Annotated in this window: 32 protein-coding genes and 1 pseudogene; 27 read left to right on the top strand and 6 right to left on the bottom strand. The window is 57.6% G+C overall.

Features of this window, described 5'->3' with window-relative positions:
• Positions 1-140: 140 nt before the first annotated feature.
• The 6 genes and pseudogenes from lon to AC0L7U_RS00465 all read right to left on the bottom strand — a co-directional run bounded on the left by lon (position 141) and on the right by AC0L7U_RS00465 (position 8,294).
• Positions 141-2,573: an endopeptidase La gene (lon, locus tag AC0L7U_RS00490; protein ID WP_473692951.1), complete on the bottom strand. Its 2,433-nt coding sequence runs from the start codon at positions 2,571-2,573 to the stop codon at positions 141-143.
• 10 nt (positions 2,574-2,583) lie between these two features.
• Positions 2,584-2,709, bottom strand: a complete 126-nt coding sequence (locus AC0L7U_RS00485; RefSeq protein ID WP_473692949.1) for a hypothetical protein — start codon at positions 2,707-2,709, stop codon at positions 2,584-2,586.
• Between the two features lie 185 nt (positions 2,710-2,894).
• Positions 2,895-4,163 carry an ATP-dependent Clp protease ATP-binding subunit ClpX gene (clpX, locus tag AC0L7U_RS00480; RefSeq protein WP_473692947.1) on the bottom strand — a complete coding sequence of 423 codons (1,269 nt, stop codon included), beginning with the start codon at positions 4,161-4,163 and terminating at the stop codon, positions 2,895-2,897.
• Between the two features lie 281 nt (positions 4,164-4,444).
• Positions 4,445-5,081 (bottom strand): annotated as a pseudogene (clpP, locus tag AC0L7U_RS00475) (ATP-dependent Clp endopeptidase proteolytic subunit ClpP).
• Between the two features lie 212 nt (positions 5,082-5,293).
• On the bottom strand, positions 5,294-6,643 hold the full coding sequence (gene tig / locus AC0L7U_RS00470) for a trigger factor (RefSeq protein ID WP_473692945.1): 1,350 nt from the start codon (positions 6,641-6,643) through the stop codon (positions 5,294-5,296).
• 1,033 nt (positions 6,644-7,676) lie between these two features.
• Positions 7,677-8,294, bottom strand: coding sequence for an XRE family transcriptional regulator (locus AC0L7U_RS00465; protein WP_473692943.1), 618 nt, complete (start codon positions 8,292-8,294; stop codon positions 7,677-7,679).
• A 168-nt stretch (positions 8,295-8,462) separates the two neighbouring features.
• Here AC0L7U_RS00465 and AC0L7U_RS00460 point away from each other — a divergent pair, with 168 nt between their 5' ends.
• From AC0L7U_RS00460 to AC0L7U_RS00330, 27 genes are all read left to right on the top strand, one after another.
• Positions 8,463-8,732 (top strand): helix-turn-helix domain-containing protein, encoded by a 270-nt coding sequence (locus AC0L7U_RS00460; RefSeq protein WP_473692941.1) that lies wholly within the window; start codon positions 8,463-8,465, stop codon positions 8,730-8,732.
• Between the two features lie 286 nt (positions 8,733-9,018).
• A complete protein-coding gene (locus AC0L7U_RS00455; protein ID WP_473692940.1) occupies positions 9,019-9,378 on the top strand; it encodes a hypothetical protein in 360 nt (119 codons plus the stop codon).
• Positions 9,378-10,262 carry a ParB/RepB/Spo0J family partition protein gene (locus tag AC0L7U_RS00450; RefSeq protein WP_473692938.1) on the top strand — a complete coding sequence of 295 codons (885 nt, stop codon included), beginning with the start codon at positions 9,378-9,380 and terminating at the stop codon, positions 10,260-10,262. The genes AC0L7U_RS00455 and AC0L7U_RS00450 overlap by 1 nt, the downstream gene beginning before the upstream one ends.
• The gene (locus AC0L7U_RS00445; protein ID WP_473692936.1) at positions 10,186-10,728 is read left to right on the top strand and encodes a hypothetical protein; all 543 of its coding nucleotides are present in this window, start codon (positions 10,186-10,188) and stop codon (positions 10,726-10,728) included. The genes AC0L7U_RS00450 and AC0L7U_RS00445 overlap by 77 nt, the downstream gene beginning before the upstream one ends.
• Positions 10,695-11,276 carry a hypothetical protein gene (locus AC0L7U_RS00440; protein ID WP_473692934.1) on the top strand — a complete coding sequence of 194 codons (582 nt, stop codon included), beginning with the start codon at positions 10,695-10,697 and terminating at the stop codon, positions 11,274-11,276. The genes AC0L7U_RS00445 and AC0L7U_RS00440 overlap by 34 nt, the downstream gene beginning before the upstream one ends.
• Positions 11,158-11,715 carry a DNA-binding domain-containing protein gene (locus AC0L7U_RS00435; protein WP_473692932.1) on the top strand — a complete coding sequence of 186 codons (558 nt, stop codon included), beginning with the start codon at positions 11,158-11,160 and terminating at the stop codon, positions 11,713-11,715. The genes AC0L7U_RS00440 and AC0L7U_RS00435 overlap by 119 nt, the downstream gene beginning before the upstream one ends.
• The gene (locus AC0L7U_RS00430) at positions 11,598-12,638 is read left to right on the top strand and encodes a transposase domain-containing protein (RefSeq protein WP_473695587.1); all 1,041 of its coding nucleotides are present in this window, start codon (positions 11,598-11,600) and stop codon (positions 12,636-12,638) included. Before AC0L7U_RS00435 ends, AC0L7U_RS00430 begins: the two co-directional genes overlap by 118 nt.
• Positions 12,639-12,691: 53 nt before the next feature.
• Positions 12,692-14,032, top strand: coding sequence for an AAA family ATPase (locus tag AC0L7U_RS00425; protein WP_473692930.1), 1,341 nt, complete (start codon positions 12,692-12,694; stop codon positions 14,030-14,032).
• Positions 14,032-14,256 (top strand): hypothetical protein, encoded by a 225-nt coding sequence (locus AC0L7U_RS00420; protein ID WP_473692928.1) that lies wholly within the window; start codon positions 14,032-14,034, stop codon positions 14,254-14,256. The genes AC0L7U_RS00425 and AC0L7U_RS00420 overlap by 1 nt, the downstream gene beginning before the upstream one ends.
• A gap of 195 nt (positions 14,257-14,451) precedes the next feature.
• The gene (locus AC0L7U_RS00415) at positions 14,452-15,057 is read left to right on the top strand and encodes a DUF3164 family protein (RefSeq protein WP_473695585.1); all 606 of its coding nucleotides are present in this window, start codon (positions 14,452-14,454) and stop codon (positions 15,055-15,057) included.
• Between the two features lie 246 nt (positions 15,058-15,303).
• Positions 15,304-16,029, top strand: coding sequence for a gp16 family protein (locus AC0L7U_RS00410; protein WP_473692926.1), 726 nt, complete (start codon positions 15,304-15,306; stop codon positions 16,027-16,029).
• On the top strand, positions 16,013-16,222 hold the full coding sequence (locus AC0L7U_RS00405) for a hypothetical protein (RefSeq protein ID WP_473692924.1): 210 nt from the start codon (positions 16,013-16,015) through the stop codon (positions 16,220-16,222). Before AC0L7U_RS00410 ends, AC0L7U_RS00405 begins: the two co-directional genes overlap by 17 nt.
• Positions 16,219-16,449, top strand: coding sequence for a hypothetical protein (locus AC0L7U_RS00400; RefSeq protein ID WP_473692922.1), 231 nt, complete (start codon positions 16,219-16,221; stop codon positions 16,447-16,449). Before AC0L7U_RS00405 ends, AC0L7U_RS00400 begins: the two co-directional genes overlap by 4 nt.
• A complete protein-coding gene (locus tag AC0L7U_RS00395; protein ID WP_473692920.1) occupies positions 16,446-16,826 on the top strand; it encodes a helix-turn-helix domain-containing protein in 381 nt (126 codons plus the stop codon). Before AC0L7U_RS00400 ends, AC0L7U_RS00395 begins: the two co-directional genes overlap by 4 nt.
• Before the next feature lie 64 nt (positions 16,827-16,890).
• Positions 16,891-17,271 carry a hypothetical protein gene (locus tag AC0L7U_RS00390; RefSeq protein ID WP_473692918.1) on the top strand — a complete coding sequence of 127 codons (381 nt, stop codon included), beginning with the start codon at positions 16,891-16,893 and terminating at the stop codon, positions 17,269-17,271.
• 86 nt (positions 17,272-17,357) lie between these two features.
• Positions 17,358-17,537 carry a hypothetical protein gene (locus AC0L7U_RS00385; protein WP_473692916.1) on the top strand — a complete coding sequence of 60 codons (180 nt, stop codon included), beginning with the start codon at positions 17,358-17,360 and terminating at the stop codon, positions 17,535-17,537.
• Between the two features lie 393 nt (positions 17,538-17,930).
• A complete protein-coding gene (locus tag AC0L7U_RS00380) occupies positions 17,931-18,521 on the top strand; it encodes a peptidoglycan-binding domain-containing protein (RefSeq protein WP_473692914.1) in 591 nt (196 codons plus the stop codon).
• Positions 18,518-18,895 (top strand): hypothetical protein, encoded by a 378-nt coding sequence (locus tag AC0L7U_RS00375; RefSeq protein WP_473692912.1) that lies wholly within the window; start codon positions 18,518-18,520, stop codon positions 18,893-18,895. Before AC0L7U_RS00380 ends, AC0L7U_RS00375 begins: the two co-directional genes overlap by 4 nt.
• A complete protein-coding gene (locus tag AC0L7U_RS00370) occupies positions 18,825-19,109 on the top strand; it encodes a hypothetical protein (protein ID WP_473692910.1) in 285 nt (94 codons plus the stop codon). Before AC0L7U_RS00375 ends, AC0L7U_RS00370 begins: the two co-directional genes overlap by 71 nt.
• The gene (locus AC0L7U_RS00365) at positions 19,106-19,312 is read left to right on the top strand and encodes a TraR/DksA C4-type zinc finger protein (protein ID WP_473692908.1); all 207 of its coding nucleotides are present in this window, start codon (positions 19,106-19,108) and stop codon (positions 19,310-19,312) included. The genes AC0L7U_RS00370 and AC0L7U_RS00365 overlap by 4 nt, the downstream gene beginning before the upstream one ends.
• Positions 19,309-19,650: a DUF2730 family protein gene (locus AC0L7U_RS00360; protein ID WP_473692906.1), complete on the top strand. Its 342-nt coding sequence runs from the start codon at positions 19,309-19,311 to the stop codon at positions 19,648-19,650. The genes AC0L7U_RS00365 and AC0L7U_RS00360 overlap by 4 nt, the downstream gene beginning before the upstream one ends.
• Positions 19,650-19,949, top strand: a complete 300-nt coding sequence (locus AC0L7U_RS00355) for a VpaChn25_0724 family phage protein (protein ID WP_473692904.1) — start codon at positions 19,650-19,652, stop codon at positions 19,947-19,949. Before AC0L7U_RS00360 ends, AC0L7U_RS00355 begins: the two co-directional genes overlap by 1 nt.
• A gap of 2 nt (positions 19,950-19,951) precedes the next feature.
• Complete coding sequence (locus AC0L7U_RS00350; protein WP_473692902.1) at positions 19,952-20,554, top strand: DUF3486 family protein; 603 nt, start codon at positions 19,952-19,954, stop codon at positions 20,552-20,554.
• On the top strand, positions 20,551-22,206 hold the full coding sequence (locus AC0L7U_RS00345; RefSeq protein WP_473692900.1) for a hypothetical protein: 1,656 nt from the start codon (positions 20,551-20,553) through the stop codon (positions 22,204-22,206). The genes AC0L7U_RS00350 and AC0L7U_RS00345 overlap by 4 nt, the downstream gene beginning before the upstream one ends.
• Positions 22,206-23,792, top strand: a complete 1,587-nt coding sequence (locus AC0L7U_RS00340) for a DUF935 domain-containing protein (protein WP_473692898.1) — start codon at positions 22,206-22,208, stop codon at positions 23,790-23,792. Before AC0L7U_RS00345 ends, AC0L7U_RS00340 begins: the two co-directional genes overlap by 1 nt.
• Complete coding sequence (locus AC0L7U_RS00335; protein WP_473692896.1) at positions 23,782-24,459, top strand: phage head morphogenesis protein; 678 nt, start codon at positions 23,782-23,784, stop codon at positions 24,457-24,459. The genes AC0L7U_RS00340 and AC0L7U_RS00335 overlap by 11 nt, the downstream gene beginning before the upstream one ends.
• Positions 24,443-24,988 (top strand): hypothetical protein, encoded by a 546-nt coding sequence (locus AC0L7U_RS00330; RefSeq protein WP_473692893.1) that lies wholly within the window; start codon positions 24,443-24,445, stop codon positions 24,986-24,988. Before AC0L7U_RS00335 ends, AC0L7U_RS00330 begins: the two co-directional genes overlap by 17 nt.
• Positions 24,989-25,084: the final 96 nt, after the last annotated feature.

Here is a 25,084-nt window from a genome sequence, read left to right as displayed (position 1 = left end):
ACCAGCGCCGTTGCCGGAAAGTCGGGCGAAACGACAAAGAACGCAAGGTATTTGTCGCGGAAACCCGCCGTTTATTGCAGTTTTACAAAAGAAAAGCCCCGGTTTTGCCGGGGCTTTCCAATATTTCTGATCCAAGTCAATCAGTGAGCGACAAAGCCTTTTGCGCTTTCGTCGTCGGTGGTCACCGCTTTGGCAGCGGCGTCTGCGGCTGCCTGATCCCACTCAATCGGCTCAGGCATTCTGACCAGCGCCGTCTGAAGCACCTCGGTCATACCGGAGACCGGAATGATCTCCATGCCGTTTTTGACCGAGTCTGGAATATCCGCCAGATCCTTGGCGTTGTCTTCCGGGATCATCACCGTCTTGATGCCGCCTCGCAGAGCCGCCAGCAGCTTCTCCTTGAGACCGCCAATCGGCAGAATACGACCGCGCAGGGTGATTTCCCCGGTCATGGCCACATCGCGGCGCACCGGAATGCCCGTAAGTGCGGAGACAACCGCCGTTGCCATGCCGATCCCGGCCGAAGGACCGTCCTTGGGCGTCGCACCTTCCGGCACATGCACATGGAAATCCTTCTTGTCGAATGACGGTGGCTCAATGCCGAAATCAATGGCGCGCGAGCGGACATAAGAAGCCGCTGCGGAAATCGATTCCTTCATGACGTCCTTCAGGTTGCCTGTCACCGTCATCTTGCCTTTGCCGGGCATGACAACGCCTTCGATGGTCAGCAATTCGCCGCCCACTTCCGTCCAGGCAAGTCCGGTAACAACACCGACCTGATCTTCGTCTTCCATCTCGCCATAGCGGAACCGGGGCACGCCCAGATACTCTTCCACGACCTCCGGCGTCACTTCCACAGAGGTGATGTCGGACATCAGGATGTTCTTAACGGCCTTACGGGCCAGGGTTGCCATTTCGCGCTCAATGTTACGCACACCAGCTTCGCGGGTGTAACGACGCACGATGAACTGCAACGCATCATCCGTGATCGAGAACTCACCGTCACGCAGACCATGATCCTTTTCAGCCTTCGGAATGAGGTGACGACGGCAGATTTCCATCTTCTCCTCTTCCGTGTAGCCCGCAATACGGATCACTTCCATACGGTCCATCAGCGGGCCTGGAATGTTCAGCGTGTTGGCTGTCGTCACGAACATCACGTCCGACAGGTCGTATTCAACCTCCAGATAGTGGTCCATGAACGAGGAGTTCTGTTCCGGATCGAGCACTTCCAGCAAGGCCGACGACGGATCACCGCGAAAATCCATGCCCATCTTGTCGATTTCATCGAGCAGGAAGAGCGGGTTGGACTTCTTCGCCTTTTTCATCGATTGAATGACCTTGCCGGGCATCGAACCGATGTAGGTGCGGCGGTGACCACGGATCTCGGCTTCGTCACGCACACCACCAAGCGACATACGGATGAATTCACGGCCCGTTGCCTTGGCGATGGAGCGACCGAGTGAGGTCTTGCCGACACCAGGAGGACCAACAAGGCACAGGATCGGACCCTTCAGCTTGTTGGCGCGCTGCTGCACGGCCAGATACTCGACAATGCGTTCCTTGACCTTTTCAAGGCCATAGTGATCCGTGTTGAGAACCTCTTCAGCCATCGAAAGATCATGCTTGATCTTGCTCTTGCGCGACCACGGAATCCCCAGAAGCCAATCCAGATAATTGCGCACGACGGTGGCTTCCGCCGACATCGGGCTCATCTGCTTGAGCTTCTTGATTTCCTGATGCGCACGCTCACGAGCTTCCTTGGAGAGCTTGGTTTTCTTGACCCGCTCTTCAATTTCCGCCAGTTCGTCACGCCCGTCTTCGCTGTCGCCGAGCTCCTTCTGAATGGCCTTCATCTGCTCATTCAGATAATACTCGCGCTGCGTCTTCTCCATCTGGCGCTTGACGCGCGAGCGAATGCGCTTCTCGACCTGAAGAACGGAGATCTCACTCTCCATCATGCCGAGAACCCGCTCCAGACGCTCCGACACGGAGACGATGGCAAGGATTTCCTGCTTTTCCTGGATCTTGATCGCCAGATGCGAGGCGATCGTATCCGCCAGCTTCGAGTAATCCTCGATCTGATTGACCGTGCCCAGAACTTCCGGCGAAACCTTTTTGTTCAGCTTCACGTAGTTCTCAAACTCGGCGATAACCGAGCGGGCCAAAGCCTCAACCTCAATGTCTTCGCCTTCGGTCTCGGGCAGAACGGTGGCGGTGGCTTCATAATATTCCGACCGATCAGAATACTGATCGATTCGCGCACGCGCGCCGCCTTCGACCAGCACCTTGACGGTGTTGTCCGGCAGTTTGAGAAGCTGCAACACGGTTGCCAGCGTCCCGACTTCGTAGATCTGATCCGTGTCGGGATCGTCATCCGCCGCATTCACCTGAGTAGCGAGCAGAATGTTCTTGTCCGTTGCCATGACTTCTTCAAGCGCACGGATAGATTTCTCGCGACCCACGAACAACGGAACGATCATATGAGGAAAAACAACGATGTCGCGCAATGGCAGCACCGGGTAGGTTCCGGTCTCTTCACCTTGCGGGGGCCGGATGTCGATGTCGCTCATTTTTATTCCTTTACGTTGCGCGTCCCTGCCCCAGACCAACCAGCAGCGAGGGAAGCTGTCGGATGGCAGCGGACAATTTGTCCGACGAGCCAAACCGGACCACCCCAATGGGCATGGTGCCAGAATGCATTGCCATCATGTCATCCTATTAGGTGGATATGGGCGCTGCGCGTGTCAAGACAGCAAGATCGCTTGCGCTGATCACACAAGCTTCTTCGGCCTAAAGAAGTGGACAACCGCCTGTTTCCGCCATTTTAAACAGGAAATGCCGCTCACTTGGAACGGCATTTCGATGTGTCTTGGGACAAAAGCAAATCAGCCTTACGCGCTGGTTGCCGATGTCTCTTCCTGCTGCTCTTCATAAATGTAGAGCGGCTTGGCTTCGCCTTTGACGACTTCCGGCGAGATGACGACTTCCTTGACACCCTTGAGGCCCGGAAGCTCGTACATGGTGTCCAGAAGGATGGCTTCCAGAATGGAGCGCAGCCCACGGGCACCGGTCTTGCGTTCAATCGCCTTGCGAGCAACAGCCTTGAGCGCTTCGTCGTGGAAGTTCAGCTCGACTTCTTCCATCTCGAACAGACGCTGGTACTGCTTGACAAGAGCGTTCTTCGGCTCGGTCAGGATGGTGACCAGAGCTTCCTCATCCAGATCTTCCAGCGTTGCGATAACCGGCAGACGGCCAACGAATTCCGGGATAAGACCGAATTTCAGAAGATCTTCCGGCTCAAGAACCGAGAACAATTCGCCGATACGACGGTCCTCAGGGGCATGAACCTGCGCCTTGAACCCGATCGACGTCTTGGTCCCGCGATCCGAGATGATCTTGTCGAGGCCAGCAAACGCACCGCCACAGATGAACAGGATGTTCGTCGTGTCGACTTGCAGGAATTCCTGCTGCGGATGCTTGCGCCCGCCCTGCGGCGGAACGGAGGCAACGGTGCCTTCCATGATCTTCAACAGTGCCTGTTGCACGCCTTCACCGGACACGTCGCGCGTGATCGACGGATTGTCGGCCTTACGGCTAATCTTGTCGACCTCATCAATATAGACGATGCCGCGCTGTGCGCGCTCGACGTTGTAGTCGGCAGACTGAAGCAGCTTCAGAATGATGTTCTCGACATCCTCGCCCACGTAACCGGCTTCGGTCAGCGTTGTGGCGTCGGCCATCGTGAAGGGCACATCCAGAATTCGGGCCAGGGTTTGAGCCAGAAGCGTTTTGCCGCACCCGGTCGGTCCCACCAGCAGAATGTTCGATTTCGCCAGTTCCACGTCCGGATTCTTGGAGGCGTGGTTCAGACGCTTGTAATGGTTGTGAACAGCAACCGAGAGAACCTTTTTCGCGCTGCCCTGACCAATGACATAGTCATCCAGCACGTTTCGGATTTCCTGCGGGGACGGAATACCGTCCCGCGATTTCACCAGCGAAGACTTGTTCTCCTCGCGAATAATGTCCATGCACAGCTCGACACATTCATCGCAAATGAAAACAGTCGGGCCGGCGATCAGCTTGCGCACTTCGTGTTGGCTCTTGCCGCAGAATGAGCAGTAGAGCGTATTCTTGGAATCGCTGCCGCTGGCCTTTGTCATAGTGTTCAACCCCACGTTTCTTGGAAGGACAAACGCCTTCCGACCGGACCTGGCAGGATGAAGGACCGCTTCACTTCATCCGACTCGGTCATACGAGACTGGTCCCGATCGACGTTTCCTGATGTGACCATGCTTCACTCTTAAAAATCAATATAGTTTTAAAGTGAGCGTGGAAAACCGGCCTATACCCATATGCGTTCATCGTTCGCATATTTCAACTAGGCCGGTTAACGGCCACGGTTAATCATCCATACGGAGCGGCGAAGCTCCGCGTGATCGCGTTACGAGGAGCTTTCGTCCGACAGACCGGCGCGGGTTTCGATGACATCATCGACGATCCCGAAGTGCTTGGCCTGATCCGCCGTCATGAAGTTATCGCGGTCGAGCGCTTCTTCAACGGCATCGAGGGACTGCCCCGTGTGCTTCACATAAATTTCGTTCAGGCGACGCTTGATCTTCAGGATTTCCTGAGCGTGCAACATGATGTCCGCAGCCTGACCACGGAACCCGCCGGATGGCTGGTGGACCATGATACGCGAGTTCGGCAGGGAAAAGCGCATGTCCTTCTCGCCAGCCGCCAGCAGCAGCGAGCCCATCGAAGCCAGCCTGGCCGATGCACAATGTCGAGACAGCCGGACGAATGAACTGCATCGTATCATAAATCGCCAGACCGGACGTCACCACGCCGCCGGGCGAATTGATGTAGATCGAGATCTCTTTCGTCGGATTTTCCGATTCCAGGAACAGCAGCTGCGCGCTGACCAGCGTCGCAACATGATCCTCGACCGGGCCGGTCAGAAAGATGATGCGTTCTTTCAGGAGACGGGAATAGATATCGAAGGCCCGTTCTCCGCGGTTCGTCTGCTCCACCACCATTGGGACCAGAGTATTCATGTAGATATCGAGAGGATCCTTCATACCACATCCATTATTTTGAGAGAGCCAAACCGACCTGTCGAAGGGCCGCGGCTGTCAGATCAAACGTTGGTCGACTGTTTCACGAGCTGACTCGAAAAAAGCGACACTCCATACATAGGAGATGTCGCCTTGTTCGAAAAGTCATTGCAGACACGCTGTGAAGGCAAAGTTAAAATCCTTTGCCTTCATTTGCGCAATTGCGGGGAAAACACTTATGCGTTTTCCTCATCGCTCTCGATCATCTTGGTCAGTTCGTCCTTCGTCACCGACTTGTCGGTCACGTCGGCGAGCTCAAGCATGAAGTCGACGACCTTCTCTTCGTAGATCGGCGCACGCAGTGACGCGAGAGCCTGCTGGTTGTTCTTGTAGAAGTCGAACACCTGCTGTTCCTGACCCGGGAACTGACGAACGCGGTCGTAAAGAGCGCGCTGCAATTCTTCGTCAGTGACCTGGATGTTGTTCTTCTCGCCGATTTCCGACAGGACGAGGCCGAGACGAACGCGACGTTCCGCGATCTTCTTGTATTCTTCCTTTGCCTTTTCCTCGGTTGTGTCTTCGTCTTCGAAGCTCTTGCCGTTGCGCTGCATGTCTTCTTCGACCTGCTTCCACACAACATCAAACTCCGAGTTCAACAGACCTTCCGGCAAGTCGAAGGAGTAGTGATCGTCCAGCTTGTCGAGAAGCTGACGCTTGACGCGCTGACGTGTCATTGCGCCGAACTGGCTTTCGATCTGATCGCGGACAATGTCCTTGAGCTTGTCGAGCGATTCCAGACCAAGACCCTTGGCGAATTCGTCATCGACCTTGGCGTCGCCCGGTGCTGCAACTTCCTTGACGGTGACGTCGAAGGTCGCGGCTTTGCCTGCAAGGTTTTCAGCCGGATACTCTTCCGGGAAAGTCACTTCAACGACCTTTTCGTCACCAGCCTTAAGGCCGATAAGCTGCTCTTCGAAGCCTGGAATGAACTGACCGGAACCGAGAACGAGCTGACCGTTTTCGTCAGCGCCGCCGTCGAATGCTTCGCCGTCAACCTTGCCCAGATAGGACATGGTTACTCGGTCTCCGTCGGCTGCTGCACCTTCCTTTTCAGTGAAAGGCGTGTTGTTCTTGGCAATCTCGTTGACCTGCTCATCGACTTCCGTCTCGGCAATCTCAACCACAGGACGCTCGATGGCAAAGCCCTTGAAGTCGACGATTTCGAACGTCGGCAGAATGTCGTAGGTCATCGTGTAGGACAGATCACCTGTCCCGGCGAGGATGGCTTCTGCATCTTCATCCGGCAGATCGATGTTCGGCGTCAGAGCCGGACGCTCTTCGCGCTCTTCGAGAGCCTTCTGAGAGGTTTCCTGAATCGTTTCGTTCAGGATTTCAGCCATCGCCTGACGGCCATAAACCTTTTTCAAGTGCGCGGGTGGCACCTTGCCCGGACGGAAACCGTTCAGTCGAACCTTATCCTTGAGATCGCCAAGGTAGGTTTCAAGCTTGGCCGCCAGCTCGCCAGCGGGAATTTCGATTTTAAGCTCTCGCTTAAGGCCCTCGGCGAGGGTTTCTGTCACCTGCATGATTATGTGCTTCGTCCTTGAGGCGTGGAAACGAGTGTTCCACGATCTTGTTAGAAATCCATCGGCGCCCGTTTCGGATCACGGATCCTGAAACAGACTTTCGCCCGTAGCGCCCTCACCCATTCGATACGGAAGGTCCATTACCCAACGCCGACAAACCAAAACGGTTTCAAGACACCGGCAACACCTGATCCTGACGGACCATCCCCCTCCCTATCGCGGGTACGATGGATGGGCGATAGCGATTGGACACAGGCCTGTCAAGCCCCATCCAGCAGGCGCTGACTGCCACAAAGACCGCGTTTTCAGGCGAAAGGAGACCATACGTCAGGGTGCGTTGGGCAGCTTTAACGCACAAGCCTGCCTCCGCCAATCGCAAAGGCTGCCGTATTACAATTCAAGCAAAGCACAAAAGTCAGCTCAAATGAGATGAACAGCAAACGACGCTGTCTTTGCATTCCCTGTGTGAAACACAATCAATGAGGACAGGACGTTCACGTTTCCTGCACAAAGCAACCTCGGCTCAATTGAAGAGGGCAAGGTACAGCGTCCGGCTACAGACGTCTCAATGTTGTTTGACACGAAGAATGAGAATTTACGGGAATAGACGGGAAGAGCCGGTAATGGATGATAAGATACTCATGTGAAAGAGAATTCCTGCCAAAGAGCGAACGGAAGGCCCGTTTGACGTTTGACGTTTGAATTGAGAACTTGAGCGCAAAGTAGTGGATTTCCCGCTGGCAGATGCGGGGCTTCAAAAAGAACCGCCCATAATTTTAGAGAGCTTCAAAACGGCTTAAAACGGGCTTTGAGAGCCTTTGAGACGATCTGCAAAAGCGCGCGACCGAGAGGTGGAACGGCAGCTTTCGCCAATTTAAACTTTCCGGTTGCGCGGAAAGTTAGTCAACGCACTGAAACAAAACAGATTTAATGAAAAATCGGACTGATGTAACTTTCCGGTCCCAAGCGGTTGAGAAGCGCTTATAGCCGTCGCATCGTATAAACAACGCGACCATGAATAGCCAAACGTGCCTTAGCGCTCAAGCGGGATCTTTATTGGCGGATACTGGTGAGAGTTAGAGTCTGACAGCAGACTAATCGAACCATCGCCCTCACGCTGAATACGTTTGACAAAGAGATCATCATCAAAACCAGCCACATAGATAAAACCAGACCGGGGCGTCCTGTCACTCGTATCCACGAGCAGCAGATTACCGTCTGAAATTGTGGGCAGCATACTGTCTCCTCGCGCCCAAACCATTGCCAAAGTAATCGGATCCGCTCCAAGCAACCGCAAAAACTGAACAGCGATCGGGAATGAAGTCTGTTTCTGATTTTCGAAAACCAAATTACCGCGACCAGCAGACGCATAGAGATCATACAAAGGCACATCGACAGTAGAAACTTCTTGCCTCTCAGAAGATGCTTCCGCTATTGGCGCTGCCACGTAAGGCTCCCCTTCTCCGGTATAAAGCCAGTTCGGATCGACACCTGATACGTCGGCGATTGCCTGCATGGCACGCGGCTTAGGATTAACGCCTTTTAGCCAGTAACCAAGCGTCCTTCGTGGCACACCCATTGATTCTGCCAACTGCTTAAGCCCACCGACCTTCTCAGCAGCAAACCTGATCCTTTCGGGAAGATCGCTCATCGCTCTCCGTTAATAGCAATTTATTGCCACTTGTCGATTGACAGATGGCAATAAATTGCTATTTTCAATTTTAGCGTTCCGCACAGGCACCCAACCACAGCGAAACGCAATTGCGTTTATCACACCGACAAAACGGCCTTGGCGGGCCGCTTCAGCGAGGTTCAACAAATGGCTACCCCCAAAACGAAATGGGACCAGCATTCGATCAAGGCGGAATTGCACCGCCGCGAAATGACCCTGACGGGCCTTGCACAGTTGGAGGGGATCAACCCCAACAACTTTCGTGCTGTCTGGGCTCGGACGAACCGCCGTGCCGAGACGGCTCTTGCCCGGTTTCTTGATGTCCCGGTCGAAGAGCTCTTTCCCGATCGTTATCCGATCAAGAAAGGAATTCTGTCGCCCAAATATCAAGCTGCAATCGCCAAGAGTGCTGCCTGATTACACGGGCGGACGGCTCGCTCTGGCCTTTGGTATCCGCATTTCGCGGCAAGAAGGCTGGCGGAGCCAACTTCCCGGCCGTCGTGCCGACCGTCCGTGCACAGAAACTACACCGCATTCCAGCGAGTCTTACAATGGCGAAACCTCATGCCAAAATTGACGGCAAAAATCCATTTCGCGCTAGCCAAAAAGCTGTGAAGCCTGGGGATGATCTTGCTGCCATTGTCCTTGGTCTTCTTCTTTGTTGCAGCGCCGTCCTGGTTGCCCTGATTGTCAGGAGCGGACCATGGACCTGAATGCTCCCATACAGGAACTCGACCGGGATACCAAGCTCATTGAAGCAGCATGCTTTGGAGCGGTGTCTGAGATGTTTCCGTATCTGTCTCTGCGCGACATCATTGCCCCACCACATGAGTGGTTTGATGCGGCTTTGGCACGTCAGATTGCCAATCACCTGATGATTGAGCAATTCAAACTTCCCAAACGCCGTGTGGCCGACATGCAAAAGCGCTCTCGCGAAGGAATTAGTCGCGGTCTGCGGACTGTCGACAACCGTCTTTCTGAGATCTGCTTTGAAAATGCATATCTGGTCGCAGCTCAGCGTGCCCGCTCCCTTTTGCTCCAGAAAATCGAAGAGGCTGCCTGATGGCCGAAATCAAGTCCTTGCCCATCGGATCCATTTTTGTTGGCGAACGCCTTCGGGAGATCGATGAAGACCACGCCCAGGCTATTGCGGTCTCGATTGCCGAGATCGGTTTGCAGACCCCTATTCAGGTGCGCTCAACACCTGCACAGAAACTTGGAAACCACACACTGGTCTTCGGTGCCCATCGGCTTCGCGCCTGTCAGATCGTCGGGCTTGATGAGATCGACGTGATTGTGGTGAAGGCGGACAGCCGCAAAGCTGAAATGCTTGAGATCTCCGAAAACCTCTTCCGAAACGAGCTCTCTGTGATTGATCGCGCCATCTTTGTGCAGCGCTACCGCAAACTCTGGGAAGACGAACACGGCGAAATCAAAGCTGGCCGTCCGTCCGAAAAATCGGGTCATGGTGACCCAATTCTTGGAACAAGCTTCAGTGCTCACGTTGCAGACAGGCTCGGCGTTTCGGAAAAGAGCGCCAAACGACTTGACCAAATCGCCCGTCAGCTACACCCCGAGTTGCGCTCTGCTCTTCGCTGCTCTGCCGTCGCAGACCAGACAACGATCCTTCTGAAGCTTGCCAAGCTGGAACCGGCAATGCAGCGGCGGGCGGCAATCGGCTTTCGCGAAACACAAGACATCAAGCAGGTCTTCACCCTTTTACAGGGCGCTCCAAAGCCGACATCGGGCCCGGACGAAATCCTGTTCCAGAAGCTCGTCGATCTCTGGTCCCGCTGTGGCCGTCAGGTGCGTGATCGGTTTCAACACCACATCGAACAGCCCTGGCTGTTGAAGCGGCGGAGTGATTGCCATGAGCCGCAACCCAAATCAGATGGACATGTTTGCCGACACAGCTTTCCCTGTCCGAACCACGGTCAACACCGTTGACCTGGACCGGCTGCGGGTAAAGCTGAAACGGGCCATGGCACGTGCGATCCGCGAATGCCCGTATGACCGGGCCGAGATTGCCGCCCGCATGGCGCGGTATCTCGGACGCACGATCAGCAAGACCGCGCTCGACAGCTACACAGCCGAAAGCAAGGAGACCCATGACATCAGTCTTGTGCGGTTCAAGGCCTTTGTGAAGGCAACCGGCGCTGTCTGGCTCTGGGATGAACTGGTCTGTGATGACGGTCTGACCATTATGGATGGCGATGAAACCCATGCCTGGCCGAAATCGCCTATTGGCAGCAGGAACAGGAGGCGATCAAGGCCCGTATCCGTGGCCTCAAATCTGTGCCCTCAAAGGTGCGGGGGAGGACCAAGTGAAGAAACAATGGTTCACTCCGAAAGACCTTCTGGAAGCCAAGGCTGCCCGGCATGCCATCGGGCAAAAGCGCCCTTCATGATCTGATCACCCGCGAAGGGTGGCGACATATGGACGGCTGCCGGCGCAGCGCTGGCAAGGGCGGCGGGTACGAGTATCACATCAGCCTTTTGCCCAAATCAGCACAGGCACGTCTTGCCATGATCTTTGACCTGCCTGCCAATGACGAGCCGGTCAAGCAGACTTCATCGGAGCTTTGGGGACGGTTTGAAGCCTTGCCTGCCAAGCAGAAGGCCATTGCAGAAAAGCGCCTGAAGGCTGTTCTGGATTTTCTTGAGCTATCGCAGGAATGCAAGGCCAGGGCAGCGGCCGCGCTCATCGCCAAGCGCGATCACACATCTATCGCAACACTTTACAGGTGGGTTGAAAAAACGGCTGCGTGCCCACGTGCAGATTGGTTGGCCGTACTCGCCCCATCATATCAGAGCAAAAAAGACCACTGCGCGTGCCACCGTGATGCTCTGGGAGACGCTGAAGTCAGACTTTCTCCGTCCAGAACGCCCCAGCTTTTCTGCTTGTTATCGTCGTGTCGCCGCGCTGGCCACGCAACGCAAGTGGACACCGCTTCCATCTGAGCGGGCTCTGCGTCGTCGCCTGGAAGCGGAAGTGCCGCAGTCTGCTCAAGTTCTTGCCCGGTCGGGGCGCGAAAAGGCAAAGGCCCTTTATCCCGCTCAACGCCGTCTGCGCGATCACCTGCATGCGCTTGAGGCTGTCAATATGGACGGTCATAAGTTCGACGTGTTCGTCTCAATGCCAAATGGCAGTGTGACCCGCCTTTTCCTCGTTGCTCTGCAAGACTTGTATTCCGGCAAATTTGTCGTCCTGGCGCTTGTCCGACAGCGAGAACAAGGAAACGACACAGCCTGGTCATTGGCGACATGGTTGAACGCTTCGGCATTCCAGACCGCATCACGCTGGACAACGGCCGCGCTTTTGCCAGCAAGTGGATCACGGGCGGTTCAAAAACCCGCTATCGCTTCAAGGTACGAGACGAAGATCCACAAGGCTTGCTGACGACCCTTGGGGTGGATCTGCAATTCACAAAGCCCTATTCCGGTCAGTCCAAGCCGATTGAGCGCGCCTTTCGTGATCTCACCGACGATGTCGCCAGACACCCCATCTGTGCCGGCGCGTACACAGGCAACAAGCCAGAAAACAAACCGGACAACTATGGCACCCGCGCGGTCCCGTTGGATGTGTTCCGCGAACACGTTGACCAGACGATGGCTGAACATAACGCCCGGACCGGACGCACAGGCGGAAACTGCAAAGGTCGCAGCTTCGATCAGACGTTTGAAGACAGCATGGCAGATCCAGCGACCATCGTTCGACAGGCGTCGACAGCGCAACGCGCCTTGTGGCTGCTGGCCTCGGAAGGCATCCGCGCCCGCAAGGGCAACGGTGAAATCCATCTTTATGGCAACCGGTACTGGTCGCCGGAGTTGACCGGCTTTGCAGGCAAGTCAGTGATCATCCGTTTTGATCCCGATAATCTGATGCGTGATTTGAGGGTCTATGACCTCAACAACCAACTGATTTGCGAAGCACCTTGTGTTGTCGACACGGGTTACCACGACGCGGAAGCGGCCCGACAGCATGAAAAAGCGCGCTCAACCTATCAGAAGGCCCTGCGCGCTGAACGCGATGCGCATGCCGCTCTGTCTGCGGAAGAGCTGGCACAGCTTTACACCGGAGCGCGCAGCCCGGTCGACCAGACACCGGTCTCGATCAAGCCATCCGTTACACGACTGGCGACAGGCCACAGGGCACGCACGGCTGCTGCGCTGAAGCCTGCTGACGATATTGATGACGATGCCTTTGACACAATGTTTGCACGCGCAATGGAACGCATGCCGAAGGCCGACGTCCTGAGTTTCCCGCAAGGGGAAGAGCCGATGAGTGAAGAGTACGGTTCCAAAAAGAAAGGCGAGCTGTGAAGCCCGCCCCAAGAATGGCGACAAGCGCCAAATAGAAACAGGAACCTTTATAGATGATGACCCTCAACACGACAAGTGCAAATGCAACCACAACGGGTTGGACACGCCCCGCAACTGCGCCGGAGATTATTCCGGGACGGGAAATTGAAGATGTCGAAACGTGGTGGAACCTGATTGACCGGGTGCGCGAAGCCGCCCTGCGCAATGGCTGGACAAAGGCAGACGTTGCGCGCCGGTCCAACATGGCCAGTGGTACGTTCTCGCAGTGGTTTTCCGGCAGCTATGCCGGTCGGCTCGACCGGCAGAACGATATTATCGCAAAGTGGCTGGATGCGGTCGAGGATCAGTCCTCGCTTGCGGCCACCATTCCGGCCGGACCGAGCTTCCTGCGTTTGAAGATGTCGGAAGAAATCCTGCAGACCCTGCAGTGGTCACAGCTCTGCCCGGACCTTGTTGTCATCACGGCGGCGTCGGGGCTGGGCAAGACGGAAGCCTGCCGCTACTACGCCCGCACCACACCGCATGTACACATGGTGACGATCAGCCCGCACACGAAGACCGTACATGGCATGCTGGTGACGCTCGTTCATGCGCTTGGCATCCAGCAACACAATCCCGCACGGTATGTGGATGCCATCGGCCAGCGCCTGGAAAGCAACGGCGGCAACACGCTGCTGATCGTCGATGAAGCTCAGAACCTCGTCGATGATGCAGTCAATCAGCTGCGCCACTTTGTCGACAACCATGGTTGTGGTGTGGCCCTGGTCGGCAACGAGGAAATCTACGCCCGGTTCACCAAGAAGAATGATGGTCCTAGCTACGCGCAGTTGAAGCGACGGATCGGCAAGCGGCTCAAGCGCCACAAGCCACGTCAGGATGATCTGGCCGCATATATCGCCAGTTGGGGTGTGACCGATCCGGAAGCAGCAAAACTGCTGACGGGCATTGGCCTCAAGGGCGGTGCCCTTGGGCAGATCGACAAGACCATGAAGCTTGCGACCATGCTCGCAGTCGGTGGTGGTCGGGAGACCGTCACGCTCGACCACATCCGTCAGGTACTGGCAGAACCGGGACGTGGAGGACATGGCATGACACGTCTTTCCACCGAACTGGCACATCTGGCCACCTCGGTTCGTGAAAGCGACGGCCTGTCCAGAACCGATGTGACCCAACTCGCCGACATGCTTGGGGCGCTTGGCGATCTAGCCCAGGCGCAGGAACTGGAGCTGCAAAGTTTTCGCATGCTCGAAGCCGGACGTCAGGTGGGCGAGTTCGCCCGTCAGACCACTGCCCGCCAGACCACCGCCCACCTGCAACCAGACACTCAAGACGACAACGTGCTTCGCCCAACCTTTGGCCGCGCCATGTTCCGTTCATCCCGGGAGGACGTCTAATGTTGACCACCCATCTTCGTGTGCTTTGCAACACCTACCGTCAGGCCAGACGCAAGGACGGCAGCATCTTGCTGCCGCGCAAGGTTGCCGATCTTTTCGAGAAGGCTCTCGACGACTGTCATGCGATGGCGCTGGATCAGGAACCCCGCCAGCTGACCAACAGACCGCCTGCAGGCGTTGATCGGCCCCTCAGACCTGATCACCGGAAAGGTGGTTGTATTTGACCCGAAACGCCGGCCACCCCGCGCTCACACGCCTGATGGGGCTGCATGAACCAATCTCACCGCGCCCTTTCCCTCGCCCTCAACAAAGGCGCTTCTGCGCCGCCTGAAACAGGACATTGACCCATGGATATGCAGACCACACCGGACGCCCAGAAAGACCGCCTTCAGATTGCATTGAAGGCCTCTCAAGTCGAGATGGAAAAAGCGGTCTACATGAAGGATGCCAAGGGAGCGCTTGTTCCGGCCGAACTGGTGAAAGCACAAGATGCGCTGGAAGATGAGACGGTGCGCAAGATCATGTTCTTTGCCCGTGAACTCTCGGACCAGATCGCCCGCTTCAAGGGGCATACCTTTGAAGATCTCGGCGCATTGGAAAGCCTTATGGCGCAGGAATACGGCGTCAGCAAAGGTGGTTCGAAAGGCAACAAGACCTTCCTGAGTTTCGACGGCTGTCTGAAGGTGCAGGTCCAGGTGGCCGACACCATCGAGTTCGGACCGCAATTGCAGATCGCCAAGGAGCTGCTGGATGAATGCCTCAACGAATGGTCTGCCGACGCACGCCCGGAAATCCGGGCCATCGTCACCCGCGCCTTCAACACCGACAAAAGCGGCCAGATCAACAAGGCAGAGATCTTCATGCTGCTACGTCTGGAGATCACCGACGAGCGCTGGATCCGCGCCATGACCGCCATTCGGGAAGCCATCCGGGTGGTTGGCAGCCGCAGCTATGTGCGCTTTTACGAGCGCGACACACCGAACGGCCCGTGGCGGGCAATTACCATCGATCTGGCAAAGGCGTGAGGTCAAGCAAATGAACAACGCCAGTCTTTATGCGCGCCTGCTTGTGCTTTCCCGTTGTCCCGTCTGTGGTGCGGATCACAGCGAGATCAGCGCAACCGGGTCATCCAGGCGGTTCAAGTGTGGCGCAACCTTCGTTGTTTCGACCCAGCAGAACAGCATTTCATTCAGTACGCCCTGCCCAACAGGCTCAGTGGTTCAAAGCCGCCTGCTTACGGCAGAGGCGAAACGACTGGAAGGAGCAGCAGCATGACGTCCTCTCTCGCTGCCATTCATGTGGCCCGCAAACAGCTCGGCCTGGATGAAGAAACCTACCGCGCCAAACTGGCCAAGATCACGGGCAAGACGTCGGCAAAAGACATGAGCGAAGCACAACGGCAACAGGTGCTGACCGTCTTTCGCTCAGACGGGTTTCAGCCAAAGCCGCGCACGCGGCGTCCGAATGGTCGCGCAAAACTAACGGGCCGCTTTGCCACAAAATTGCAGGCGCTGTGGATCGCCGGCTGGAACCTCGGCGTGTTCCGCAACAAGGATGACAACGCTCTGGAAGCCTTTGTCAAACGCCAGACAGGCGTCGATGCTGTGCGCTTCTGCCATGACCCTGCCGATGCCCGGAAAGCCATTGAAGCGCTGAAGGCCATCCTGCACCGAGAGGGTGGCGTCACGTTCGGAAACACCAACGGTCACGATTGGCTTGCCCGTGACATCGCCAAAGTTGCCTGGGCGCAATGGCAGATCCTGACACCGGGCGCATCACTTTATCCCGACAGACGAGGTTTTGATGAGGCTGTCGCGGCAATTGCAGCCCCCGGCAGCAAGCCAGTCTTGCCCTGCTTGGACAGGCGGAGTGGCAAAAGGTGTCCAATGCGTTGGGGGAGCGGATCCGTCGCGCGCAGAATGAAGGGCGGCGGTCATGAAAGAGACAGGACTGACGATCGTCTGTGTCACGGATCATGCGGTGTTGCGCTACATTGAGCGGCGACACGGCGTCGACATCGAGGCCATCCGCAAGCAGATCGCAGCCGCCGTGGTGGACGGTGTGCGGTTTGGGGCAAGCGGGGTGATCAGCGAAGGTGTCAAGTTTGTGCTTCAGCAGGACACGGTGGTGACCTGCGTGAAGAAGGGCTGGCCGTCGCGGGATTACAGAACCGGGCACGAGACAAAATGACCCGCCCGGTGAACATCGACAGAGCCCGATCGCTCGGCCCGCTCTTTGATGTCACCGATATACGACAGGATTTGAAGACCCTTCAGGCACAGCGTAACGCGCTGTTGAAAGGCCTTCAAACCACAAAACCGGGAAGTCACAGACGCTGGCGTCTGGAAGACCGGCTGATGACAGTGACGTCCGATCTATTGAAAACGGAATTGCAGCTCAAGCGGAGATCACCATGACCATGCTGCCCGACGTGCTCGCAGAAATCGCAGAAGTTGCCGGTATGGATGCGGCATGGGATGTTGCACGGGCGCAAGGCGGCCGTGTGGTTTACATTCCGGCACATTCCGGTCCGGGGCATTGGCTTTATGAGTTGGTCGGTCATGACGCTGCCGACAAGATCTGCACCCATTTCCGGGTGGGCGAGACGGGGCTGCGCCTGCTCATTCCACTCGCGCGCTTTACAGCTCAGCGCCAGCGTCTGTCCCGTGCTCTCGATGCTGGCATGACCGCCCCGGACGCGGCACAGGCTGCAGGCATGCATGTGCGCTCGGCCTACCGCGCCCGAGCCCGCAAGCGGAAGACCGGCAGCGACGATCAGGGCAACCTGTTCTGATTATTGTCATGGCAACGCCGAAAAGATGCTGTTAGGGTTTCCGGGTTCATTCAAGGATTGCCACATGTCTCGCCTGATTGCCCTCCTCGCCGGATCTCTGATCATCATTTCGACGCACGCAGCCTGGGCTGCTTCCAACATGAGATACACACCCGGTGTCTTTTTCGAGATCCTGGGCGATGCCTCTGCTTTCGCCGATCTCTGCGACACGTTGTCAGTGAATGAGGCGGTTCTCGCCAAGGCTATTCACAGAAACCATATCCGGGCCGAATTTTTTAATGATCCGGAAAAGCTGCGCCAGTTTGACGACGCATATCAGCGGGTCAAAAACTCGCAGCCAAGCTTCATCAGCCAGGATGCCTTTTGCTGGATCGGGATTTCGGGTTACGGGAAAGAGGGGGCAAACATCACCGGGCTGCTGGACGAAACCAAGCCCCAAAACTGATGGCCCTGACAGTGTCAGGCTGCTAACCGGAAGGTCTGACAAAGCATACTCACTCCATCGAAACGGTCAAGAGACCCGGAGTGACCATGCCCAGCCTGACAGACGAAATCACCCCGCACGTGTTGCGCCTGATCGGCCGTGTCAACTCCGCCGAAACGCGCACTGTCACCGACACTCTTTGTCAACGCGTTGGCTCTCTGCTGGATCGCGCCCGGATCTCGACCAGTTTGCGCCTCGGCACACTTCCTTGCCCAGCTTGCCCATGAGAGCGACAGCTTTCAGACACTGACCGAATACGCCTCCGGCTCGGCATATGAAGGCCGGAAAGATCTGGGCAACACAGAGCCCGGTGACGGTCGCCGGTTTCGCGGCCGTGGCCCGATCCAGTGCACAGGGCGCAGCAACTACCGGGCCTTCACGGTCTGGGTCAGATCTCATCATGAGGCCAACGCTCCGGACTTTGAAGCTCATCCAAGTCTGCTGACCGAAGCCCCTGGGCCAGTCTCTCGGCCATCTGGTTCTGGACCGTTCACAACCTCAACCGGCTGGCCGATGCCGACAACATTTATGCCATCACGCATGAGATTAACGGCGGCACCAACGGCCTGAAAGATCGCTCTGACAAGCTTGCCGTCGCGAAGGACGTCATCGCCGGCCTCATGGGTAGAAACGTTGCAATCCGCTTTGAGGGGCCTGTGTTGCATCGGGGCCTGCAAAGCGAAGCCGTTGCTCGTTTGCAATCACGCCTGGCAGACCTCGGCTTCCAGATCGGAGCCATTGACGGCACCTTCGGACCAGCCACGGAAGCCTCTGTCAAAGCCTTTCAGAGATCCAATGGGCTCAATCCCGACGGCATTGCCGGTCCGATCACGACCGCTGCCCATGGCAAAAGCGGGGTGCTGATCATGGAAAAGCCGCACTATACCACGTCGAAACGCGCATTATGGATCTCTGCCTCGCTTGCATGGCTGGTCATTCTCGCGCTCGTCCTGGGGGCTTTGCTTGGCGAAGACAACGCCGTGGAAATGGCGCGCATCGCCTTGCCATCCATGGTCATTCTGATCGCCGCGATGCTGGGCATTCATCGGGGGTTCGGCACCGTCGACATGGCAACGCTTGCCGGACGCCCGTCCCGCAACGACCGGCGCATGCCCCGCCACGAGGCACTGTGCGAACCATATACGGACACCCCGGATGACACCGCAACTGCGCGCGGACGGGATCGCGACGTGTCAGGGGACGTCAGATGACCGCCTTGCTGATTAAGCTCGCCGGCCGCTTTGGCGGACCGGTACTGGTGTGCGCCGTGGTGCTGGCGCTTGCCTGCGGATCTGCCGCCTTTGCGGCCTATCAAGTGCACGCGATGGTGCGGGATGCCCGCCAGCATGCCACCGCCGAACGCGATGCCTATTGGCGGGCCGCGCTCGAAAAGAGCAATGCCCAGGTTGAAGCCTGGAAAGCGGCTCAAACCACTGCGGCGCTCAAGGCGCAACAACACGCCACCGCCCAGATACAGTCCGCCGAGCAGAAACTCGCAGAGTTGGAGAAAGAGAATGCAGCGCTTCCGGATGATGGTTGCGGTGGCCTCAAGCGCGATCGCGTCCGCTTGCTCAACCGCCAGTGATCGCCCGGTCGTGCGCACGGCGCGGGTGGAAATTCAGTTGCCAGCCGAGGCCACGACGCCCTGCGCCAAGCCGGTGCGGTTGCCAGACCGAGGCTTGAGCGAAGGCGAGACCACACGCTTCTGGTCTCAGGACCGCTCGTCCCTGCGCACCTGCGAAGAGCGTCGGGTTGCCGCCGTCTCCGCTGCCAGTCATGAGAGCCGCAATGATGAATGAACGAGATTTCGACCATGGCTGCTGCCCGCAGTGAACGCGAACGCTGCGACGGCGTCGTCGCTGTTTGCCAGTCGCTGACCCGCAAAGGCAGGTCGGTCTGTGCATGCGGCGAGCCAATCAGCGATCTGCGCCGCGACCGCTATGCCGCAATCCGCTGCCTGCCCTGCCAGAAAGACCATGAACAGGAGAGCCAACACCGATGATGGAGCTCGGAACAATCAAGGACTGGCTGGCCATCCTGTCAGCGTTCAGCTCTGCCGGCACCGCGGCCTATGTCTGGATGAGCAAGCGTGCCAATGACAACACACGCGAACTGAAGGCCTTGTCACAACGGACGATCGAACAGAATGCAGCGCTGGTTCATCGCATCGACAAGATCGAGGCCGACATGGAACACCTTCCGGATGCTGAAGCCCTGATGGAAGTGAAACTGTCTCTGGCCAATCTGAGCGGCGTTATCGGACGTCTTGAAGAACACATGGGCGGGATTTCCAGAACCGTACACCGCGTCGAAGACTATCTGCTGAAGGGCAAGCTGTGATGAGCGATTTCAACGAATACCTGACCGAGGACGCAAGGCTCATCATTCTGAAAGAGCTTGCAGCGCAGACCCACAACACACTGAATGAGACCATTTTGCAGCGCGTTCTGGAAACCTTCGGTCACAACCGAACACGGCAATGGGTGCGCACACAGTTACGCACTCTGGAAGATCTCGGAGCGGTGCGTTTGAACGAAGCCGGATCCGTGCTGATTGCCACGCTCAAGGCACCCGGCCTCGACCATGTCGACAGGCGCGCTCAACTGGATGGGGTCGCCCGTCCGTCGCTGGAGCGTTGAGCATGGCCCGAGGACGCGGACGTCTTTCCAAGATTGATCTGTTGCCCGAGGAATGCGACGAAATCGTCGCCTGGGCCGCGCGCGAACTGGCCGACCGCGACCGGACGCAAACGGACATCTATCCGGAATTTCGAACCAAGCTGATCGCCATCCAGGGCGAACACGGGATCGATTTTGATCTTCCCTCCTTCACTGCCTTCAACAGATATTCGCTCAAATTGGCCCTCATGACCCGGCGGCTGGAGCAAACACGCGAGATCGCAGCCACCATCTCAGATCGCATGGATGCCGAAAGCTCTGACGATCTGACGCTGATTGCGGCCGAGACCATCAAGACGCTGGTCTTCGAACTGCTGACGGCCTCTGGTGAAGCAGGCATTGATCCCAAGGGCGCTAAAGCGCTGGCCGACGCGCTGCGCTCGGCAACCCTGGCACAGAACGTCTCGACAAAGCGCCGCAGGACCATCGAACAGGAATTTGAAACCAAGGCCACGGCCGCCATCGACCGGGTGGCCAACGAAAAGGGTCTGTCTCCCGACACGATTGCACAGTTGCGCCGCGACTTCCTTGGTGTGCGCCCCAAGACCACGCCAGGTGACGCATGAGCGATAGCCCCGAGATCCCCCGCGGTGCCTGGCAGGATCCCGTTTTACCACGCGATCCTCACGCCTTACCAGCAGACCTGCCGCGCGGGTCTGATTTGCCGGACGATCTCGATCCTCTGGCAGATGGCGTCTTGATGCTCCATCAGGCCGGCTGGATTGCCGACCAAAGCGACCTGAAGGCCTGCGCCAAAGGGCGGCGCACCGGCATAACCTTTGCCGAAGCCCTGGACGATACTCTGATTGCCGCCGCCAAACGCTCAGCCGGTGGCCAGAATGTCTTTTACATTGGCGATACTCGCGACAAAGGCCGCGAGTTCATCGGTTATGTGGCACATTTCGCGCGCACGGTGGCCAGCGAGATCACCTCGATTGAAGACGGTGTCTTTCTGGATCAGCAGGCCGATGGGCGCACCCGCGAGATCGCCACCTATGTGGTGCGCTTTGCCTCCGGCTTTCGCGTCGAGGCCCTGTCATCGCGTCCGGAAAACATCCGGGGTCTGCAAGGTGTTGTCGTCATCGACGAAGCAGCGTTCCATAAAGATGTCCGCGAAGTGCTCGACGCGGTGAATGCATTGCTGATCTGGGGTGGCAAGGTGCGCGTTATCTCCTCTCACAATGGCACCCTCTCGCCTTTCAACGAGCTGATCCGGGAAGCGCGGGCCGGAAAGATCCCGTTTGCCGTGCATGAGATCCCGTTTGAAACGGCGATCCGCAACGGTCTTTATCGCCGCGTGTGCTATATCAAAGGCGTTGACTGGACGCCGGACAATGAACGGGACTGGGAAGATCAGATCCGGGCCAGCTATGGTGTTCGCAAGGCGCAGATGCGCCAGGAGCTCGACGCCATCCCGGCAGACGCCGAAGGAGCTGCTTTAAGCCGCGTGCAGATTGAGGCATGTCAGCAGCAAGGCATTCCAGTCATTCGCTGGCATTGTGACGATGACTTCAAAAACGCTCCGGATGACGTGCGAACGAAAGCTGCATCAGACTTCTGCAAGCGCGAAGTGCGCCCCGTTCTCGATACGCTCGACAGTCGCCGGGCGCATTATTTTGGCGAAGACTTTGCCCGCAAAGGCGATGCAACCGTCATTCTGGCCCTGGAGTTGGGCCGCGACCTGATCCGCAGATCCAAAATTCAGGTCGAGCTGCGCAATGTGCCTTTCGATCAACAGCGCGAAATCCTGTTCTACATCGTCGACCGCTTGCCGCGCCTGTCCGGTGGTGCGCTCGATGCGCGCGGCAACGGGGCCTATATCGCCGAGAAGGCCGCGCAGCGCTATGGCTCCAATGTCATGGAAGTGCAGCTGTCTGATGCCTGGTACAAGACAGAAATGCCAGCATACCTGGAAGCCTTTGCGGACAAGACGATCATCCTGCCCGCCCATGAAGACGTGCTCACGGATCATCAGGCGCTGGCTTATGTCAACGGCTATGTGAAGGTGCCGGACAATCACCGGCTGAAAGGCACCGACGGCTTTGATCGCCATGGCGATGGTGCGATTGCCGGAGCGCTGGCTTTCTTCGCCACGCGCAGCGACATCGAGATCATCGACTACACTTCTGCGCGTGATCTCGATGTCAGCCAGGATGCGCTTTTTGAAAACCGCCCGGGCAATCCGTTTCTGCCGGCAATCAGCGAAGGATTGATCTGATGCCCATTCTCGACAGCCTTGGCCGGCCTGTGTCAACCGCATCCCTGAAACAGGAATTTGCGGCTCCCGAACTGTTTGGTATGCGCTCTGTCTGGCAGGAAACCATCACGGCTGGCCTGACGCCGCACGGCCTTGCCTATCTGCTGGAACAGGCGGCGCACGGGTATCATGATCGCTACATTGCGCTGGCGGTCGAGATGGAAGAACGCGATCTGCACTATGCGTCTGTGTTGCAAACACGAAAGATGGCCCTGACCGGCATCACACCGATCGTCAAGGCGGCAAGCGACGCGGCGCGCGATGAGACAATCGCAGATGCGGTGCGCGAGCTGATCGAACAACCGGAGTTCATCGACACCTATGTGCTGGATTTGCTGGATGCGCTTGGCAAAGGCTTTTCGATTGTCGAAACCATTTGGGACTTTTCCGCCCGCGAATGGTGGCCGAGAAGCTACAAGTGGCGCGACCAGCGGCATTTCGTCATTGACCGGACCGACGGGCAGACAGTGCGCCTGAAGACATCCGGTGATTTGGAAGGACTGGACCTGCCGCCCTTTCAGTTTTCAATCCATCGGCCAAAGCTCAAATCCGGCCTGCCGGTGCGCGGCGGACTGGCGCGCCTAGCAAGTTGGGCCTTCCTGTTCAAGTCCTATACGCTGAAAGACTGGATGGCCTTTCTGGAAGTCTTCGGAATGCCGTTGCGCGTTGGCCGCTATTCGAAAAATGCCAGTCAGGACGAAAAACGCATACTGTTGCGCGCCGTGCGCGATCTCTCCGCCGATGCCGCCGCCATCATCCCGCGCGAAATGGACATTGAATTCATCGAAGCCAAGGGCGGCAGTGGCAATGCAGTCTTTGAAGCCAAGGCAGAGTACCTCGACAAGCAGATTTCAAAGGGTGTGCTTGGGCAGACGATGACATCTGACGACGGATCGTCGATGGCGCAGGCCGAAGTGCATGAGCAGGTTCGACAGGATATTGCGCGGGCCGATGCCCGCCAATTGTCGGCAACAACAAACCGAGATCTCATCAGACCGTTTGTCGACCTCAACTTTGGCCCGCAAGAGCGCTATCCAAATGTCTATTGGCCAATTGTCGAACCGGAAGACATCGAGACGCTGACCCAGTCCGTCGAGCGGCTTGTGCCTCTGGGGCTCAAGGTGTCCATGAGCAGCGTGCGCAGCAAGATCGGGCTCGACACACCCGACGACACGGATGAACTGCTGACCTCGCCAAGCCAGACCATCGCGACGGATCAGGCAAGAGCCCTGCAACGGCCAACGCGGCTCGCCTCCAAGACGCCTTGTCCGCAGTGTGGTGGCCACCACACTGCAGCGGCCCAGGGCACGGAACTGGACCAGATTGCAGCGGATGCACTCGCAGACTGGCAAGATGATCTCGAACCGCTTGTGAAGCCGCTTCAAAGCCTGTTTGAAAAGGCCGCGTCCTATGACGAGATCGCAGCGGGTCTGGACGAGATGATTGCGCACATGGATGCGGGGCCGCTGGCGGAGCGATTGGCGAAGCTGACGATGATCGCACGCGGTCTGGGGGACCTGCCTGAGGACAGCCGCAATGGCGGATGATCTCTTCACCCAGGCCCCGGCCGAGGTCACGCGCTATTTCGATGCCAAAGGCACCAAACCGACGTTTGACTGGCGTGACATAGCGCCAAGCGAACATGCCTTCACCTTCACCGTTGCCAAGTCAGCGGGCTATGACATTCTCGATGACATCCGCGATGAACTGACGGTGGCCATTCGCGACCAGGTGCCCTTCGAAACCTTCTCAAAGTCCTTGACACCCATTCTGCAGAAAAAAGGATGGTGGGGACAGGCACTGGCAACAGATCCCGCAGATGGAGACCTGGCACCTGTCCAGCTCGGCAGCCCACGCCGCCTGCGAACAATCTACTGGGCCAACACCCGCACCGCCTACGCGGCGGGAGAATGGGAGCGCACACAGCGCACCAAGCGCTTTCTGCCCTTCCTGCGCTATCAACGCACGGCGGCGCGTGAACCACGGCAGGAACATCTGCAATTTGTCGACGTGGTGCTGCCGGTCGATGATGCCTTGGTGGAACACGCATTACCCGCCCAATGGCTGGGGTTGCGAGTGTTCTGCCCGTCAGATCACACGCCGCGAAGCCATCAGCCTGGGATGGAAGGACGGTCAGGCTGCGCCGGAAATCCGCACCCGCCCCTGGACGAACAAGAGAACCGGAGCCCGCGAGCAGGTGCCCGAGGGGATTGACCCCGGCTGGGCACAAAACCCCGGCAGGAATCGTGCCCGGAATATCAGCACTTTCCTGAGCGACCACATTGCCGCCATGCCGCAGCAGAGACAGGCCATCGCGATCAAGGATCTTGTCGGCTCCCGTCTCCTGAAGGCGCTGGTTGACGGACACATGCCGAAGGGCTGGCTGCCTGTCGCACCGGCACCGGTCAGAGTGGCCGAGCGACTGAAGGTCAAGGCCGTGCCGGTGCGGCTGTCGGCAGACAGTGTCGGGCACATCCTGCACGATAATCCGGACCGGGCACTTGATCCGGATGATCTGCGCCATGCCCTGAGCGTGGCAGCGGATCCGGCCGCAGCCATTCAGGCCAAACAGGCCGGTTCTGCCGTATTGCTCGGCATCAGCAACGGTCAGTGGTGGCGGGTTGTGCTGAAGGCGGTCGGCGATGGCGAGGAATGGTATCTGACCAGCTTCCATCGCAAGAGCGAGACAGACGCCCGCCGGGCCATCGCACGGGCCCGCAAGACAGGAAAACTGATTGAGTGACATCGGCGCGGAGGGGCGGCACTCCCTCGCAGATACGGCAAACCCGTCCTGAGAGAACCTGGCTCGCGCCTGACACTGAGTATGCCAAACCGACCA

The sequence above is a fragment of the Roseibium sp. 10G30-5 genome (assembly GCF_055809635.1).
Note: the sequence above shows the minus strand (reverse complement) of the source record. Positions and strands in the feature narration are given on the sequence as shown.

Bases quoted from the DNA above. Each gene is read 5' to 3' on its own strand.
- AC0L7U_RS00355 (WP_473692904.1), top strand. From the start codon at position 19,650: ATGAGCGATTTCAACGAATACCTGACCGAGGACGCAAGGCTCATCATT.
- AC0L7U_RS00345 (WP_473692900.1), top strand. From the start codon at position 20,551: ATGAGCGATAGCCCCGAGATCCCCCGCGGTGCCTGGCAGGATCCCGTT.
- AC0L7U_RS00435 (WP_473692932.1), top strand. From the start codon at position 11,158: ATGCTCTGGGAGACGCTGAAGTCAGACTTTCTCCGTCCAGAACGCCCC.
- AC0L7U_RS00420 (WP_473692928.1), top strand. From the start codon at position 14,032: ATGTTGACCACCCATCTTCGTGTGCTTTGCAACACCTACCGTCAGGCC.
- tig (WP_473692945.1), bottom strand. From the start codon at position 6,643: ATGCAGGTGACAGAAACCCTCGCCGAGGGCCTTAAGCGAGAGCTTAAA.
- AC0L7U_RS00450 (WP_473692938.1), top strand. From the start codon at position 9,378: ATGGCCGAAATCAAGTCCTTGCCCATCGGATCCATTTTTGTTGGCGAA.
- AC0L7U_RS00350 (WP_473692902.1), top strand. From the start codon at position 19,952: ATGGCCCGAGGACGCGGACGTCTTTCCAAGATTGATCTGTTGCCCGAG.
- AC0L7U_RS00455 (WP_473692940.1), top strand. From the start codon at position 9,019: ATGGACCTGAATGCTCCCATACAGGAACTCGACCGGGATACCAAGCTC.
- AC0L7U_RS00440 (WP_473692934.1), top strand. From the start codon at position 10,695: ATGCCATCGGGCAAAAGCGCCCTTCATGATCTGATCACCCGCGAAGGG.
- AC0L7U_RS00465 (WP_473692943.1), bottom strand. From the start codon at position 8,294: ATGAGCGATCTTCCCGAAAGGATCAGGTTTGCTGCTGAGAAGGTCGGT.
- AC0L7U_RS00360 (WP_473692906.1), top strand. From the start codon at position 19,309: ATGATGGAGCTCGGAACAATCAAGGACTGGCTGGCCATCCTGTCAGCG.
- AC0L7U_RS00410 (WP_473692926.1), top strand. From the start codon at position 15,304: ATGACGTCCTCTCTCGCTGCCATTCATGTGGCCCGCAAACAGCTCGGC.
- AC0L7U_RS00380 (WP_473692914.1), top strand. From the start codon at position 17,931: ATGGGTAGAAACGTTGCAATCCGCTTTGAGGGGCCTGTGTTGCATCGG.
- AC0L7U_RS00370 (WP_473692910.1), top strand. From the start codon at position 18,825: ATGCAGCGCTTCCGGATGATGGTTGCGGTGGCCTCAAGCGCGATCGCG.
- AC0L7U_RS00390 (WP_473692918.1), top strand. From the start codon at position 16,891: ATGTCTCGCCTGATTGCCCTCCTCGCCGGATCTCTGATCATCATTTCG.
- AC0L7U_RS00415 (WP_473695585.1), top strand. From the start codon at position 14,452: ATGGAAAAAGCGGTCTACATGAAGGATGCCAAGGGAGCGCTTGTTCCG.
- lon (WP_473692951.1), bottom strand. From the start codon at position 2,573: ATGAGCGACATCGACATCCGGCCCCCGCAAGGTGAAGAGACCGGAACC.
- AC0L7U_RS00485 (WP_473692949.1), bottom strand. From the start codon at position 2,709: ATGGCAATGCATTCTGGCACCATGCCCATTGGGGTGGTCCGGTTTGGC.
- AC0L7U_RS00445 (WP_473692936.1), top strand. From the start codon at position 10,186: ATGAGCCGCAACCCAAATCAGATGGACATGTTTGCCGACACAGCTTTC.
- AC0L7U_RS00395 (WP_473692920.1), top strand. From the start codon at position 16,446: ATGACCATGCTGCCCGACGTGCTCGCAGAAATCGCAGAAGTTGCCGGT.
- AC0L7U_RS00375 (WP_473692912.1), top strand. From the start codon at position 18,518: ATGACCGCCTTGCTGATTAAGCTCGCCGGCCGCTTTGGCGGACCGGTA.
- AC0L7U_RS00460 (WP_473692941.1), top strand. From the start codon at position 8,463: ATGGCTACCCCCAAAACGAAATGGGACCAGCATTCGATCAAGGCGGAA.
- clpX (WP_473692947.1), bottom strand. From the start codon at position 4,163: ATGACAAAGGCCAGCGGCAGCGATTCCAAGAATACGCTCTACTGCTCA.
- AC0L7U_RS00425 (WP_473692930.1), top strand. From the start codon at position 12,692: ATGATGACCCTCAACACGACAAGTGCAAATGCAACCACAACGGGTTGG.
- AC0L7U_RS00340 (WP_473692898.1), top strand. From the start codon at position 22,206: ATGCCCATTCTCGACAGCCTTGGCCGGCCTGTGTCAACCGCATCCCTG.
- AC0L7U_RS00385 (WP_473692916.1), top strand. From the start codon at position 17,358: ATGCCCAGCCTGACAGACGAAATCACCCCGCACGTGTTGCGCCTGATC.
- AC0L7U_RS00365 (WP_473692908.1), top strand. From the start codon at position 19,106: ATGAACGAGATTTCGACCATGGCTGCTGCCCGCAGTGAACGCGAACGC.
- AC0L7U_RS00335 (WP_473692896.1), top strand. From the start codon at position 23,782: ATGGCGGATGATCTCTTCACCCAGGCCCCGGCCGAGGTCACGCGCTAT.
- AC0L7U_RS00400 (WP_473692922.1), top strand. From the start codon at position 16,219: ATGACCCGCCCGGTGAACATCGACAGAGCCCGATCGCTCGGCCCGCTC.